Consider the following 14223-nt stretch of genomic DNA (forward strand, 5'->3'; position numbering starts at 1 on the left):
ATTACTAACAATCAAGCTATTGACTATGAGATTTTCATTGTTTTCCTACATCATGCTCTGCATCATGTGTGTGTGTCCTGGTGTGGCCAGCGCCGCCGAAACGGCTGTCCCCTCGGGCGTAACCCCTCTGCCCAACGGCATCACCATCAAATCGGGTGAATATACCCTGCCCGGGAGCGGGGCGACTTTTTATATCAAAGGCAGCAGCCAGACTCTGGCATCTTATCTGCAAGACTGCAAACTCAGACTGCACCAAGCCGCCAATTATGCCAAGGCCGACATCGGAATTGTTATCAAAAGCAAGAAGTCTGTTCCCACTGGCAGCTATACCGACGAGTCCTACACGCTCAGCATCGCTCCCCGCCAGATACGCATTGAGGCCCAGACCGAGGCTGGCGCATTCTACGCCATCCAGACACTGATGCAGATGGCGGCGCAGCAGCGTAGACTGCAGTGCTGCATCATCAACGACTCGCCCGCCTACCGTTGGCGTGGACTCATGTTTGACGTGTCACGCCATTTCCGTCCAAAGGCGTTTCTGCTGAAGCAGCTCGACGCTATGGCCATGCTGAAACTCAACGTGATGCACCTTCACCTCACCGACGGAGCGGGATGGCGCATCCAGATAGACAAATACCCCAGACTCACTGAGTTTGCCGCCTGGCGCAGAGAGCGCAAATGGATGGACTGGGTTGCCCAAGGCAAGAAATACTGCGACTTCAGCAACGAGGCTTATGGCGGTTATTACACCAAAGACGACATCCGTGAAATTCTGGCCTACGCCGCCAAGCGACATATCACGGTAATACCCGAGATAGAGATGCCCGGCCACAGCGAAGAGGTGACATCGGCCTACCCCGAAATCTCGTGCAGCGGAAAGGCATATACCGACTACGATTTCTGTGCCGGCAAAGAATCCACCTTTACTTTCCTCCAGAATGTGCTCGATGAAGTCATCGACCTTTTCCCTTCCCCCTACATCCATATCGGTGGCGACGAGGCATCCAAGGGTGGCTGGCACAAGTGTGCCGACTGCAAGAAGCGCATGGAGAGCCTGCAGCTGAAGAACGTAGACGAACTGCAAAGCTATTTCATCAACCGCATAGAGAAATATGTCAACCAGCGCGGTCGCCAGATTATAGGTTGGGACGAAATACTCGAAGGCGGACTCACGCCCAATGCCACCGTGATGTCGTGGAGAGGCACCGACGGCGGTATCAAGGCCATCAACGACGGCCACGATGCCATCATGACTCCCGGCGAATACTGCTATCTCGACTATACGCAGGACGCTCCGTTCAAGGAGCCGCTCTCTATAGGTGGCTACACCCCGCTCAAGCAGGTGTATGACTACAATCCCGGCGCCACGCTGACAGACACGCAGAAGCGCCATCTCCTGGGCATCCAGGGCAACCTTTGGAGCGAGTATATCCCCGACGACAGCCACGCCGAGTATATGTACTATCCACGTGCGTTTGCCATTGCCGAGACAGGATGGACCAACGCCAATCTCAAGCAATATGACAGTTTCAAGAAGCGCGCCCTCGGTCTCTGCGAGATGATGAAGGCCGATGGTTACAAGACCTTTGACCTCGCCCATGAATATGGTAACCGTCCTGAGAGCAAGACCCAGATAGACCATCTGGCCAAGGGATGCAAGGTGAAATACAACATACCATACGGCGACAAGTGGAAGGCAGCAGGAGATGTCACACTTACCGACGGTATCGTTGGCGGATGGACTTATACAGACCGCCGCTGGCAAGGCACCACCGACAATATGGATGTTGTGGTTGACCTGGGAGCCGTCAAGGACATCCACTATATCGGCGCCAACTTCATGCACTCGACCGGACCATGGGTATACGCCCCGGAGAAGGTAGATTATTATGTATCGGAAGATGGCAGCAAATATGACCACGTGGCCACCATCCATTGCGACATACCCGAAGACTACGACGCCCTGCTCTTCAAGATGTACGGAACCGTATACAACGGCAAGGCGCGTTACGTCCGCATGGTAGCCCACAAGAACTACCGCGACGGAGCCTGGCTCTTTACCGACGAGATTATAGTCAATTAGGATATCTTCCTGAACGCTCAACCCCGAACACAGGTACGCAAGCCAGTGTTCGGGGTTTTCTATGATATTGCATGTATAAGCGGCCTCGCAAACTGTCTACCCCACTCCGCAGCATAGGATGAAGCAATCGGCAGAAATGCACAAATGTCCAGAGCATCAATTAAAACTAAGTTCAAAGTATGAAACGGATATTTCAGACTTTGAGTTTATTGTTTCCAAGCACGATTTCTTGAATTCACGCCACGCATCCAACTCAGAATTGAACTACATCGGGATGAGGCGTATCGACAACGATTTGCCGATGGCTCAGACTCGGCTTGCACTGGTGGAAAATCTACTTGATGACATCCGTGACGGTCAATACGCCATCATTGACCGTGAAATGGACATCATAGTCCATATAGGGCATGCCATACTCCTTCTGTCCGCTCTTGTGGTAATGCGGACGTGGGTCGAGTTCGAGCACCTTATAGAGAGCCTGGAGCTGGCTTTGACTGAAAAGGTTATGAAAGCAGTCGGGAATAACCACGGTCAAACGGCAGATGGCGTGGGTGTCGGTAAATCCACCTTTAGCCTCAGGGTGGCTGTCGGCATAAGGAATGTAGGGTTTGATGTCGTATATAGGCGTGCCATCCATCAGGTCGGCGCCCACCACCGTAATCACCGGCCCGCGGGTAGTGTCGGTCTCTATTCGACTGATGCGTACCGACGACAATCCCAGGGCATTGGGACGGAACGGAGAACGTGTGGCAAAGACTCCCATCTTCTCATTGCCGCCCAACAGCGGCGGTCGAACAACGAGCGAGGTGGCGGCATGCTTGTTGGCAGAAAAGCCCCAAATCAGCCAAAGATAATCAAACTCGTCAAGACCACGCAGCGCGTCGGCATTGCGATACTCAGGACAAAAGACTATTGATCCTTCAAGTTCTTCGACCAGTCCGCTCTGCTTAGGAATGCCAAACTTGGAGTGGAAAGGGGAATGAAAATAAGCTATAGGTTCAATATTCATAATCTACATATATATAAATCCCTCTTTCAAGACCTGATCCTGAAAGAGGGATATATGATTAAAAAATCTGTTACATAGCAAAGATGTTGAAACCACCATCTACCACAGCCACGGTGCCGGTGACAAACTTGCTGGCATCGCTCATCAGGTAATGGATAGTTCCACAGAGCTCCTCTGGCTGGCCCATGCGTCCGAACGGAGTCTGTCGTATCACGTCCTGACCGCGCTGGGTATAGGTTCCATCGGGATTGGTAAGCAGCGCACGGTTCTGGTCGGTGATGAAGAAACCAGGCGCAATGGCGTTGACTCTTATTCCCTCGCCAAACTTCTTGGCACACTCATGTGCCATGTATTCGGTGAAGTTGGAGATGCCGGCCTTGGCTGCCGCATAGCCACACACGCGGGTCAGCGGGCGGAAGGCTGCCATAGAGGAGAAGTTGATAATCGAGCCCTTGCCTTGTGCCACCATCGGTTTGAGAAACACCTGGGTGGGGATGACGGTGCCTACGAGGTTCAGATTGAGTACGCTCTGGAACTGGGATGGATCCAAATCGAAGAAGTTCTGTTCGGGGCCGATTGTGGCTCCCTTCTGGTTGCCTCCGGCTGCATTGAGAAGCGTGTCGACACGACCATACTCAGCCACAATGGCGTCGCAAGTGGCCTGAACCATCTCCTGGTTCATCACATCACACTTCATAAACTTGGCATTGCCGCCCTCGGCCTGGATATCGGCTACTATCTCTGCTCCAACTTCGGCTTTGCGTCCCAGGAGGACTACCTTTGCGCCATTGAGTGCCAGGTATTTGCCGATGCAGCGACCCAGCACGCCTGTTCCGCCGGTTATCACTACTACATAATCGCGGATATCAAATAAATTGTTCATACTATTCAAAAAAACCAGGTTGACTGTATTCTATTCCTAACTCTCTGTCGACGGTGGCCAATATGCCCTGGACCTGCCCCATGGCAAACATGCGCCCGAGGAAGCTGTAACCGGCGTTATAGCCGCGCTCGTCGTCGCCCAACATGGTCATGCCGTGGTCTACACGCATGGGGAGGTTGGGATTTTCCTTCTCAAAGATACGGGCGAGCTCAATAAGGTCTGCCCGACCGCCCAAGTGGCTGGCTTCGGTGAAATCGCCGTTGTCGAAAATGTGGCAAGAGCGCAGATGGACAAACCAAGTGCGGCTGCTGAACTGGCGCGCCATCTCTACCACGTTGTTGTGAATTCCGGCAGAAAGGCTTCCGGCACAGAAAGTCAGACCATTGTGAGGGTCATCTACGGCATTAAGGAACCATTGGATGTCTTCCTTGTTGGTGACGATACGCGGCAAACCCAGGATGGGGAAAGGTGGGTCGTCGGGGTGCACGCACATATACATGTCACATTCGTTGCAGACGGGCATGATGGCTTCCAGGAAGTAGCGCATATTCTCGCGCAGCTGTTCCTTGGTTATACCTTTATAGAGGTCAAGCAGCTCGCGGAAGAGTTCAACGGGGTGCTCGTCGCCCTCAGAGATATTGCCTGAGACGAAGCCTTGGGTTTTTACAATGATATTCTCCACCAGATTATGGTTGTCTTCCGGAGTCATGGTCTGCTTCAGCTTTTCCACCTCGTCCAAGACCTCTTGTGAATAGTCATTCTTGGCATTTGCCCTCTGCAGTATACAGATGTCGAAATAGGCAAACTGGGCATGAGAAAAGTACAGATTGGTGGTGCCATTGGGATTGGGGTGGCTCAAATCGGTCCTCGCCCAATCGAGAACGGGCATGAAATTATAACAAATGGTATGAATGCCCTCTGCAGATAAATTGCGAAGGCTGACTTTATACTTCTCAATCAGCTCATCGCGGTCTTTGCCGGCGTATTTTATTGATTCAGACACGGGAAGGCTCTCTACAACGCTCCATCGCATACCATAACTTTCGATATATGCCTTGAGGTCGTGTATCTTCTCACGCGTCCACACCTCACCATTAGGCACATCGTGAAGCGCGGTGACAATACCTTGCACACCTATCTGCCTTAACATGGCAAGAGTAATCTTGTCGTTCTTGCCAAACCATCTCCAAGTTCTTTCCATTATCTTTAATAGTTTTTCATTATATTGTTGATGTTGCAAAGATAACACTAATTTTAACCAAACGAAGAATAATGCGGTTAAAAAAAAGAAAAAAGGTCAAAAGCTATAGCTTTTAACCTTTTTATTATAGACTCTAAAGTTCTGCGCTGCAGGATTTAGATTTTCTGGATAATCTTCATACCCTCTTCTACAGCTTCCATGTTGAGAGGAATCAACTTGTGATGGCGCTCGGGAAGGCTTTTGTACAGGGCCTTATTCAATCCTTCGGTGCTGACAACTGGGCAAACCTTGAGCAGACCTCCGAGGACTATCATGTTGAACACCTTGGTATTCTTCATCTCTGCTGCTTTGTCCATGGCATCGATGCGATAAATCTGAATATCATCTCTTACTGGCGCATTGGCAATACCAAATCCATCGTAAATCAAGATTCCGCCCTTCTTCACTCTGGGCAGGAACTTGTCAAGCGAAGGCTGGTTCAGAACAATGGCGACATCATACTTGCTCAAGATGGGAGAAGAGATGCGCTCGTCGCTCACAATAACTGTAACATTGGCAGTTCCACCACGCTGCTCTGGGCCGTATGCGGGCATCCAGGTGATTTCCTTGCCCTCCATAAGTCCGGAATAAGCAAGTATCTTACCCATAGAAAGAACGCCCTGACCTCCGAATCCACTTATTATTATCTCTGTTTTCATAATAGATTTCCTTTAATAATTCAACTTACAGATTCGTCGTATCCTTTAAGTCGCCTTTGGGATAATTGGCAAACATATTCTCCTTCATCCACTCGTTGGCCTTGACTGGAGAGAGTTTCCAACCGCTGTTACAGGTCGCAACGATTTCTACCAGCGACGAGCCAAGGCCCTTCATGGATGCCTCGAAAGCCTTGCGGATGGCCATCTTGGCTTTGCGAATCGACGCAACACTCTCGACGCTCTGGCAAGTGACATAGCAGGTTCCCTTGAGATGGGCGGCAAGTTCGGCAATATTCAGCGGCCAGCCGTGGATTTCCGGGTCACGTCCATAGGGACAGGTACTTGTCTTCTGGCCTACGAGGGTGGTCGGGGCCATCTGTCCGCCGGTCATACCATAAATGGCATTGTTGATGAAAATCATTGCAATATTCTCGCCGCGATTGAGCGCATGTATCGTCTCACAAGTACCGATACATGCCATATCTCCATCGCCCTGGTAGGTAAACACGAGTCTGTCGGGCCATAAGCGCTTGATGCCAGTGGCAACTGCTGGAGCTCGGCCGTGGGCTGCTTCCTGCCAGTCGATATCCAAATAACGATAGGCGAAGACCGCGCATCCCACAGGACATACTCCGACGGTCTTTTCTGCCAATCCCATTTCTTCGATTACTTCAGCAACCAGTTTGTGAACAACTCCATGCGAGCAGCCGGGGCAATAGTGCATGGTGGTATCGTTCATTAATTTTGGCTTCTGATACACAAGATTTTCTTGAGATACTATTTCGTTGTTCATAGCAATTCCTCCTTTAATGCGTTAACAATCTCTTCGGGGTCAGGCACCATGCCACCAAGTCTGCCAAAATGCGCGACCTTGGTTTCACCATTGACGGCGAGGCGGACGTCCTCTATCATCTGACCAGCGTTCAACTCGGCTACCAAGAAACCTTTCTTGGTCTTGGCCAACTCGGCTATCTCCTTTTCGGGGAAGGGCCACAAGGTAATTGGGCGGAACAGTCCCACCTTTATACCTTCTTCGCGCGCCAACTCGACAGCCTTTTCCGAGATTCGGGCTACACTGCCGAAAGCGACAATGACATAATCGGCATCGTCAAGGTTGGTCTTCTCAAATCTGACTTCATTCTCCTTGATTATGTCATACTTCTTCTGAAGATGTATATTACGCTGCTCCATCACCTCGGACTGCAACTCGAGCGATGTCATAATATTAATGTCTCGGTCGGGAGTCCTGCCGATGGTTGCCCATGGACATTCTCGTCGTATCTCTTCCTCCGTGCGGCGTGGCTTCATAGGCGGAAGGACTACCTTTTCCATCATCTGGCCTATAACGCCATCCGACAAAATCATAGCTGGGTTGTGATACTTGAAAGCCAAATCAAAAGCGAGGTCCATAAAGTCTGCCATTTCCTGAACAGAGTTAGGCGCAAGCACAATCACATAGTAATCACCATTGCCACCACCTCGGGTTGACTGGAAATAATCACTCTGACTGGGCTGGATGGTTCCGAGTCCAGGACCTCCACGCTGAACGTTTACAAAGACACCGGGTATCTCTGCACCAGCCATATAGCTGATTCCCTCCTGCATTAGCGACACACCAGGTGATGAAGAAGTCGTAAATACCTTCTTTCCGGCTCCCGCGCCGCCATAAACCATGTTGATAGAAGCCACCTCGCTCTCGGCCTGAAGAACAACCATTCCCGTTGTCTCCCATGGCTTCAACACAGAGAGCGTCTCTATGATTTCTGTCTGTGGAGTAATTGGATAACCGAAGAAGCCATCAGCACCGCAACGTATTGCTGCATGAGCAATAGCTTCATTTCCTTTCATTAATTTTACTTCCTGTTCTGCCATAATCATTCCTCCATTTTTTTCTTATAGACAGTTATGCAACCGTCAGGACAGACAACACCACAACTTGCACACCCTATACAGTCGTCAGGATTAACTGCTTCGACATAGGGATAGCCATGTACGTTCACTTTCTTCTGAGCCAATGCAATAACATTCTTCGGGCAAGCGACAATGCACAATTGACATCCCTTGCATCTGTCAGTATTGACTACGATAGCACCCTTGATTTTGCTCATAATAATATAGTATTTAAGGATTATATGCGTCCTTGTTATAGAAGTTCAATATATCATCCAGCATCGCCTTAGCTTCAACGGCAGGAGAATCTCCATCCAAGGCAATTGCCTCAAGATAACAGTTCATGGCCTTTTGCCAATCGCCTTGTCTACGATATTCGTTGCCTTGCTGGTAATAATCGTTCGCTGTCATTTGTAAAATTCCTTTTTGCCGGCTGACAGAGTGTTCTTCATTAAGGAACAAATCGTCATTGGGCCCACCCCACCTGGAACTGGAGTTATATACGATGCAAGTGGAGCCACATTCTCGAAATCGACATCTCCGGTAAGTTTGAAACCACTCTTCTTGCTTGAATCTGGAACGCGCGTTGTGCCCACGTCGACTATAACCGCTCCAGGTTTCACCATATCAGCTGTAACGAAATGCGGTCTACCGATGGCAGCAATGATGATGTCTGCCTGCTTACACTCCTCTTTGAGATTCTGGGAATGGGAGTGACAGACGGTAACAGTACAATCGCCATATTGCTTCTGCATCATGAGCTGGGCCATGGGCTTTCCGACGATGTTACTTCGCCCGAGCACGACACACTTCTTTCCAGATGTCTCTATATTGTAATGGCGCAGCAACGTAAGTATACCCAATGGAGTCGCAGAGACGAAGCATGGCAAGCCTATCGACATGCGACCAACGTTGATGGGATGAAATCCGTCAACATCCTTACGATAGTCGATAGCCATAATGATTTTCTGCTCGTCAATGTGCTTAGGCAGGGGAAGCTGCACGATAAATCCATCAATATTTTCATCCGAATTCAGACGATTTACACATGCCAACAGCTCTTCTTCAGTCACGTCTTCTTCATAACGAATCAACGACGAAACGAATCCGCACTGCTCGCAGGCAATAACCTTGTTCTTGACGTAGGTTTCGCTACCACCATCGTGACCAACGAGCACAGCTGCCAGATGAGGGCGTTTACCTCCAGCGGCAACGATACGCTCTACTTCTTCAGCAATTTCCTTTTTAATGGCAATGGAAGTTGCCTTTCCATCAATTATTTTATATTCGGCCATACATTATTACATTTTAGGCATTCCAGGCATTCCCTTCATACGGCTCATCATACCCTTCATACTACCACCAGTAACCATCTTCATCATTTTACGTGTCTGGTCAAACTGCTTAATCAGTCTGTTCACCTCTTGAATATTCGTTCCGGAACCTTTGGCGATGCGCTGGCGACGGCTTGTATTCAAAATACCAGGATTACTACGCTCTTCAGGAGTCATACTATAAATGATGGCCTCAATACCCTTAAACGCATTGTCATCGATATCAATATCCTTGATGGCTTTGCCAACTCCAGGAATCATACTGGCCAAATCCTTCAGATTACCCATCTTCTTGATTTGGTTAATCTGGTTGAGGAAGTCATTAAAGTCAAACTGATTCTTTTGGATTTTCTTCTGGAGACGCTTGGCTTCTTCTTCGTCATACTGCTGCTGAGCTCGCTCAACCAAGCTGACCACGTCACCCATACCGAGGATACGGTCAGCCATACGCTCAGGATAGAAGACATCAATAGCCTCCATCTTCTCACCGGTACCGATGAACTTGATAGGCTTGTTGACAACCGTACGGATACTGAGGGCAGCACCGCCACGAGTATCACCATCGAGCTTAGTCAGTACGACACCGTCAAAGTCAAGTCTTTGGTTAAACTCCTTCGCGGTATTAACTGCATCCTGGCCGGTCATAGAGTCAACCACAAAGAGAGTCTCATCAGGATTAACAGCCTCCTTGAGACGAGAGATTTCATCCATCATCTCTTCGTCAACAGCCAGACGACCGGCTGTATCGACGATAACCAGGTCATAGCCTTTAGCCTTGGCCTCGTGGATGGCGTGGAGCGCAATCTCTACTACATCCTTGTTACCTTCTTCGGTATAGACAGGCACACCAATCTGAGCCGCAACAACCTTAAGCTGCTCAATAGCAGCAGGACGATAGACGTCGCAAGCTACGAGCAAAGGCTTCTTACCATTGTTGGTCTTCAGCCTGTTTGCAAGTTTACCAGTAAAAGTAGTTTTACCTGAACCCTGCAATCCCGACATTAAGATAACGGAAGGCTTGCCATTGAGCTTCAGTTCAACGGCCTCTCCACCCATCAGTTCTGCCAACTCGTCGTGTACAAGTTTCACCATCAGCTGACCTGGCTTTACCGCTGTAAGCACATTCATGCCAAGCGCTTTCTGCTTGACTGTATCTGTAAATTGCTTAGCTACTTTATAGTTCACGTCTGCATCTACCAATGCGCGGCGAACATCCTTCAGAGTTTCTGCAACGTTAATTTCCGTGATTTTTCCTTCACCTTTAAGTATCTTGAAGGAGCGTTCCAGTCTGTCACTTAAATTCTCAAACATTGTTTTGTATATTTTTATTGCAAAAATAACGAATTATTGGTACAAAAAGATGAATGGCGTGGATGTTTTATAGAATTTTAAAACATCCGCGCTATCCTCGCGCACACATATATATAGATATGTGCAATAATATTGGTACAATCGTGCGATTTTCAGTCCTTGAGAGAGAAAGTTATCGTAGTGACAACTCTCACTTTTTTAATCCAAGGAGTGTTCTGGTCCCTGTCCTCGATGCTGAACTGCCCCTGGTCGGCACTGATTATCTTGTTCAGATTGGAATGGCTGTTTTCAGCAAATTGCTGTGCCGTTTTCTCCGCATTGTGTATAGCCTCTTCCATCATTTTCGGCTTCATCGACGTGAAGGAGACGTACTCGTATACCGTCGGATTTTCATAATCGCCCCCGACGATGGCTATCCCCTGCTTCAGGAGCACACTTTGCTTGGCTATAATGCCCCTTACCAGTTTGACATTGCGTGAAGTCACGGTCATAATGGCTGTGATGACGTAGCGGTAAGGCTTGTTGTTAGACGAATATTGGTCTGCATTGAGGTCCACCACCTTGGATGCATTTATTGTAATGTCCTTGTCATTCAGTCCCGACTCATGCAGAAACTTGATTATCCGTGCCTGTTTGTTGGCAATATCATCATACAAAGCCGGCAGGTCATTACCGGTTTCCTTAAACAGGATTGGCCATGTCACCTTGTCTGCTTCCACTTCCTTCTCTGCCAGTCCCTTAACCGTAACCTTACGGTCTTTGTTGGCGAAGTCATCTATACCACACTTCAGGCAAAGCCCCAGCACGATAATGGAAAACGCCAAAATCGCCGATGAATAAATCCACTTTTTCATAATACCTTATATTATATTGTTAATCATCTGCAAATATAGGGAAAACTCATATATGTTCCAAATAAAAGCTGATGAAAACACACTAATTGCCACGAATTTTGAAACGTACTATCAGAGGCAGATGGTCACTGTAGCCATTCTGATACTTCATTCCTATGTAATTGCGACGAGGTTGCACGCCACCATATTTCTTGTCTTCAGTGAGCAGGAACTTGAAGGCACCCAGCTCAGCACCTATCCAGTCGTCCCACATAGGACGCGTACCGAAAATATGGTCAAGATTCTGCCATCTCCCGCGAAACCTATAAGTTCCCTTTGCACCATTGGCTGTGTGCAGTTGGGTCGAGAGCTCCACCAAGCCATGCTCCACGATTTTCTTGACCGACCTGTCTTTCTCGGTATCATTGAAATCGCCGGCTATCAATATCCTGGCTGATGGCGAGATGGCCAGCACCGAGTCTGTCGATTCCAACAGCTTGTCAGCCACGCACATTCGATGAGGCTGAGTTTCCTTCTCACCTCCCGAGCGGCTTGGCGCATGCACCAAAAAGACATGCAGCGTGTCATCCGTTATCGTCAAACCCTTGGCATACAGTATATCGCGCGTGGGCTTCATCCCTTTCATCGGTTCTATGCGTATGGCATAACTGTCCAATAGCTTGAACGTAAACGGAGAATACAGTAGCGCCACATCGATGCCACGCACGTCGGGCGAAGAGGTCATTACATATTCGTAACGAGCCTGACGCAGTATGGAGCGACGGGTGAGGTCAAAAAGCACACTGTCGTTTTCGACCTCGGTCAAAGCCACCAAGTCGGGGATTTCAAACCTGCCGCGATACTCTCCACATGCGATAATTTCCTGGCCTATGTGGTTCAGCTTGGTCCAATATCTGTAAGGAGTCCAGTGACGATAACTCGTAGGCAGATACTCAGTATCTTCCTTCAAACTGTCATGACGACAATCAAAGAGATTTTCGCAATTCAGTTCGACCATCGTGAAAATGCCCATCAGCAGAGCCAGCAGACTACACATACCCCTCCCGTGTCTTTTAGTCCTTTACATTCTTCCTGATTTTGGTGAGATATTCCTTCATCCCATCCGCATCACGATTGTCAATGATTTCGAGCAGTTCCTTCAACTCGCTGCGTATTTGCGACACCTGGTCATGGGTGTAGGGATTGAACAGAATTTCCTGGAGCAGGTAGTCGTCCTCGCTTAATACGCCTTTGGCGATGCGCATATGTCGCTTGAACGTGGTGCCGGGAGCGTCTTGATGCTTCATGACCGCCGCAAACACAAACGTACTGACGAAAGGTATACTCAGTGAATATGCCACTGTCTTGTCATGTTCTTCAAAGGTATATTCGTATATGTTCAGTCCCAACCGAGCATAGATGTCTTTATAGAAGATGCGTCCCATATAGTCGCCTTCGCTGATGATGATGGCATTCTCTTCCGACAGTTGGTTCAGATTGGCAAAGGTCGGACCAAACATCGGGTGGGTAGATACGTAGCGGTGATGCGTACTCTCATAGAATTCCTTCAACCCGGTCTTGACCGAGCTGATATCGCTCAGAATGCAGTCTTCCGGCAGATATGGAATGACCTCTCTGAATGCAGGTATGGTATACTTCACCGTCACCGCATTGATAACCAGTTCTGGGGCAAAACCTTTTATTTCATCAAGAGACGTAAACCGCTGGCAGTTATAGGTAAACCGCATGCGTTTGGCGTCCTTCTCATATACCGCAACCTCGTGCTCAAAGCTGAGCAGGTCGATGAAGAAACTCCCCATCTTCCCTGCTCCCATAATCAATATCTTCATAGATGCTGTTATTCTCTTTCTTGCCGTTTTAGTGGTTGATGATTTCTACCTGTTGGCGCACGCTCTCTTCGTGTACGTGTTCAAAAACCTGCGCGATAAACTCTGGCGACATACCCAGCAGCGCACCTTGCGCGCCACGCTTGTCCAAAATTTCCGAATAGCGGTTGGCCTGGAATACAGTCATGTTGTGCTCCTTTTTGTACTGACCTATCTCGCGGCATACACGCATTCGCTTCGACAGAAGGTTCATTAACTCGTTGTCCAGTTCATCCACCTGCTTGCGCAAGAGCGTTATGCCTTCGGTGGTTACATGTTCGTCTCTCACTATCAATAAACTTAATATATAATCCAATACTTCTGGCGTCACTTGTTGCTTGGCATCGCTCCATGCTTCATCAGGAGAGCAGTGACTTTCGACCAGCAGACCATCAAAGCCCAGATCCATAGCCTGTTGGCACAAGGGGGCAATCAGTTCGCGACGACCGCCGATGTGACTGGGGTCACAGATGATGGGAAGTGTTGGGATGCGACGATGCAACTCCATAGGTATCTGCCACATAGGCAGGTTTCGGTAAATCTTTTTATCAAAGCTGGAGAAGCCGCGATGAATGGCAGCCATACGCTTGATGCCTGCCTGATTGATACGCTCCATGGCGCCAATCCAGAGTTCCAGGTCGGGATTGACGGGGTTCTTGACAAACACGGGCACATCCACTCCTTTGAGCGCGTCTGCCAAGTCCTGCATGGCAAAGGGATTGGCTGCTGTGCGTGCGCCTACCCACAGGATGTCTATGCCATATTTCAGACAGAGTTCCACATGCTCGGGCTTTGCCACTTCGGTAGATACAAGCATGCCGGTCTCTTTCTTGACACGTTGCAACCAGGGCAACGCCTCTTCACCATTACCTTCAAAACCACCTGGCTTGGTTCTGGGTTTCCACACACCGGCGCGGAAGTTATGACATCCTTTAGCAGCCAGCTGTCGGGCTGTTTCCATTACCTGTTCTTCACTTTCAGCCGAACAAGGACCGGCTATGACCAACGGGCGTTCGTTATCGCTCGGCAGATTAAGAGGGAGAAGATCCAATTCCATATTATTCGTATTTTAATGTGTTGTTTTATCGTTAATAT

General features: G+C 49.0%; 15 protein-coding genes. 1 reads left to right on the forward strand and 14 read right to left on the reverse strand.

The window, feature by feature from the left end; translation table 11 throughout:
* Positions 1-25: 25 nt before the first annotated feature.
* Positions 26-2083 carry a family 20 glycosylhydrolase gene (locus tag CIK92_RS05245; RefSeq protein ID WP_094388392.1) on the forward strand — a complete coding sequence of 686 codons (2058 nt, stop codon included), beginning with the start codon at positions 26-28 and terminating at the stop codon, positions 2081-2083.
* A gap of 334 nt (positions 2084-2417) precedes the next feature.
* Here CIK92_RS05245 and tsaA read toward each other — a convergent pair whose 3' ends face one another.
* The 14 genes from tsaA to CIK92_RS05315 form a co-directional block, all read right to left on the reverse strand.
* Entirely contained in the window at positions 2418-3092 is a 675-nt protein-coding gene (gene tsaA, locus CIK92_RS05250; protein ID WP_094388393.1) for a tRNA (N6-threonylcarbamoyladenosine(37)-N6)-methyltransferase TrmO, read from the reverse strand.
* Positions 3093-3162: 70 nt separating this feature from the next.
* On the reverse strand, positions 3163-3975 hold the full coding sequence (locus tag CIK92_RS05255; RefSeq protein ID WP_022311031.1) for an SDR family oxidoreductase: 813 nt from the start codon (positions 3973-3975) through the stop codon (positions 3163-3165).
* A gap of 1 nt (position 3976) precedes the next feature.
* Entirely contained in the window at positions 3977-5176 is a 1200-nt protein-coding gene (gene uxuA / locus CIK92_RS05260) for a mannonate dehydratase (protein WP_022311032.1), read from the reverse strand.
* A 155-nt stretch (positions 5177-5331) separates the two neighbouring features.
* A complete protein-coding gene (locus tag CIK92_RS05265) occupies positions 5332-5874 on the reverse strand; it encodes a 2-oxoacid:acceptor oxidoreductase family protein (RefSeq protein ID WP_094388394.1) in 543 nt (180 codons plus the stop codon).
* A 25-nt stretch (positions 5875-5899) separates the two neighbouring features.
* Entirely contained in the window at positions 5900-6667 is a 768-nt protein-coding gene (locus tag CIK92_RS05270; protein ID WP_022311034.1) for a thiamine pyrophosphate-dependent enzyme, read from the reverse strand.
* Positions 6664-7746, reverse strand: a complete 1083-nt coding sequence (locus CIK92_RS05275; RefSeq protein WP_094388442.1) for a 3-methyl-2-oxobutanoate dehydrogenase subunit VorB — start codon at positions 7744-7746, stop codon at positions 6664-6666. Before CIK92_RS05275 ends, CIK92_RS05270 begins: the two co-directional genes overlap by 4 nt.
* Positions 7747-7748: 2 nt before the next feature.
* The gene (locus tag CIK92_RS05280) at positions 7749-7982 is read right to left on the reverse strand and encodes a 4Fe-4S binding protein (protein WP_022311036.1); all 234 of its coding nucleotides are present in this window, start codon (positions 7980-7982) and stop codon (positions 7749-7751) included.
* A gap of 13 nt (positions 7983-7995) precedes the next feature.
* On the reverse strand, positions 7996-8175 hold the full coding sequence (locus tag CIK92_RS05285) for a tetratricopeptide repeat protein (protein WP_022311037.1): 180 nt from the start codon (positions 8173-8175) through the stop codon (positions 7996-7998).
* Positions 8172-9059 (reverse strand): bifunctional methylenetetrahydrofolate dehydrogenase/methenyltetrahydrofolate cyclohydrolase FolD, encoded by an 888-nt coding sequence (gene folD / locus CIK92_RS05290; RefSeq protein ID WP_022311038.1) that lies wholly within the window; start codon positions 9057-9059, stop codon positions 8172-8174. Before folD ends, CIK92_RS05285 begins: the two co-directional genes overlap by 4 nt.
* A gap of 6 nt (positions 9060-9065) precedes the next feature.
* Positions 9066-10409 (reverse strand): signal recognition particle protein, encoded by a 1344-nt coding sequence (ffh, locus tag CIK92_RS05295; protein ID WP_094388395.1) that lies wholly within the window; start codon positions 10407-10409, stop codon positions 9066-9068.
* A 152-nt stretch (positions 10410-10561) separates the two neighbouring features.
* Entirely contained in the window at positions 10562-11263 is a 702-nt protein-coding gene (locus CIK92_RS05300) for an SIMPL domain-containing protein (RefSeq protein ID WP_022311040.1), read from the reverse strand.
* A gap of 82 nt (positions 11264-11345) precedes the next feature.
* The gene (locus CIK92_RS05305; RefSeq protein ID WP_094388396.1) at positions 11346-12299 is read right to left on the reverse strand and encodes an endonuclease; all 954 of its coding nucleotides are present in this window, start codon (positions 12297-12299) and stop codon (positions 11346-11348) included.
* 16 nt (positions 12300-12315) lie between these two features.
* Positions 12316-13092, reverse strand: a complete 777-nt coding sequence (locus CIK92_RS05310) for a prephenate dehydrogenase/arogenate dehydrogenase family protein (protein ID WP_094388397.1) — start codon at positions 13090-13092, stop codon at positions 12316-12318.
* Between the two features lie 28 nt (positions 13093-13120).
* Complete coding sequence (locus CIK92_RS05315; RefSeq protein ID WP_094388398.1) at positions 13121-14185, reverse strand: bifunctional 3-deoxy-7-phosphoheptulonate synthase/chorismate mutase type II; 1065 nt, start codon at positions 14183-14185, stop codon at positions 13121-13123.
* Between the last annotated feature and the right edge of the window lie 38 nt (positions 14186-14223).

Origin of the sequence: Prevotella sp. P4-67, from assembly GCF_002251325.1 — a bacterium.
In the GTDB taxonomy this organism is placed as follows: Bacteria; Bacteroidota; Bacteroidia; order Bacteroidales; family Bacteroidaceae; genus Prevotella.

Coding starts and splice junctions, on each gene's coding strand:
- CIK92_RS05245 (WP_094388392.1), top strand. CDS start 26: ATGAGATTTTCATTGTTTTCCTACATCATGCTCTGCATCATGTGTGTG.
- tsaA (WP_094388393.1), bottom strand. CDS start 3,092: ATGAATATTGAACCTATAGCTTATTTTCATTCCCCTTTCCACTCCAAG.
- CIK92_RS05255 (WP_022311031.1), bottom strand. CDS start 3,975: ATGAACAATTTATTTGATATCCGCGATTATGTAGTAGTGATAACCGGC.
- uxuA (WP_022311032.1), bottom strand. CDS start 5,176: ATGGAAAGAACTTGGAGATGGTTTGGCAAGAACGACAAGATTACTCTT.
- CIK92_RS05265 (WP_094388394.1), bottom strand. CDS start 5,874: ATGAAAACAGAGATAATAATAAGTGGATTCGGAGGTCAGGGCGTTCTT.
- CIK92_RS05270 (WP_022311034.1), bottom strand. CDS start 6,667: ATGAACAACGAAATAGTATCTCAAGAAAATCTTGTGTATCAGAAGCCA.
- CIK92_RS05275 (WP_094388442.1), bottom strand. CDS start 7,746: ATGGCAGAACAGGAAGTAAAATTAATGAAAGGAAATGAAGCTATTGCT.
- CIK92_RS05280 (WP_022311036.1), bottom strand. CDS start 7,982: ATGAGCAAAATCAAGGGTGCTATCGTAGTCAATACTGACAGATGCAAG.
- CIK92_RS05285 (WP_022311037.1), bottom strand. CDS start 8,175: ATGACAGCGAACGATTATTACCAGCAAGGCAACGAATATCGTAGACAA.
- folD (WP_022311038.1), bottom strand. CDS start 9,059: ATGGCCGAATATAAAATAATTGATGGAAAGGCAACTTCCATTGCCATT.
- ffh (WP_094388395.1), bottom strand. CDS start 10,409: ATGTTTGAGAATTTAAGTGACAGACTGGAACGCTCCTTCAAGATACTT.
- CIK92_RS05300 (WP_022311040.1), bottom strand. CDS start 11,263: ATGAAAAAGTGGATTTATTCATCGGCGATTTTGGCGTTTTCCATTATC.
- CIK92_RS05305 (WP_094388396.1), bottom strand. CDS start 12,299: ATGTGTAGTCTGCTGGCTCTGCTGATGGGCATTTTCACGATGGTCGAA.
- CIK92_RS05310 (WP_094388397.1), bottom strand. CDS start 13,092: ATGAAGATATTGATTATGGGAGCAGGGAAGATGGGGAGTTTCTTCATC.
- CIK92_RS05315 (WP_094388398.1), bottom strand. CDS start 14,185: ATGGAATTGGATCTTCTCCCTCTTAATCTGCCGAGCGATAACGAACGC.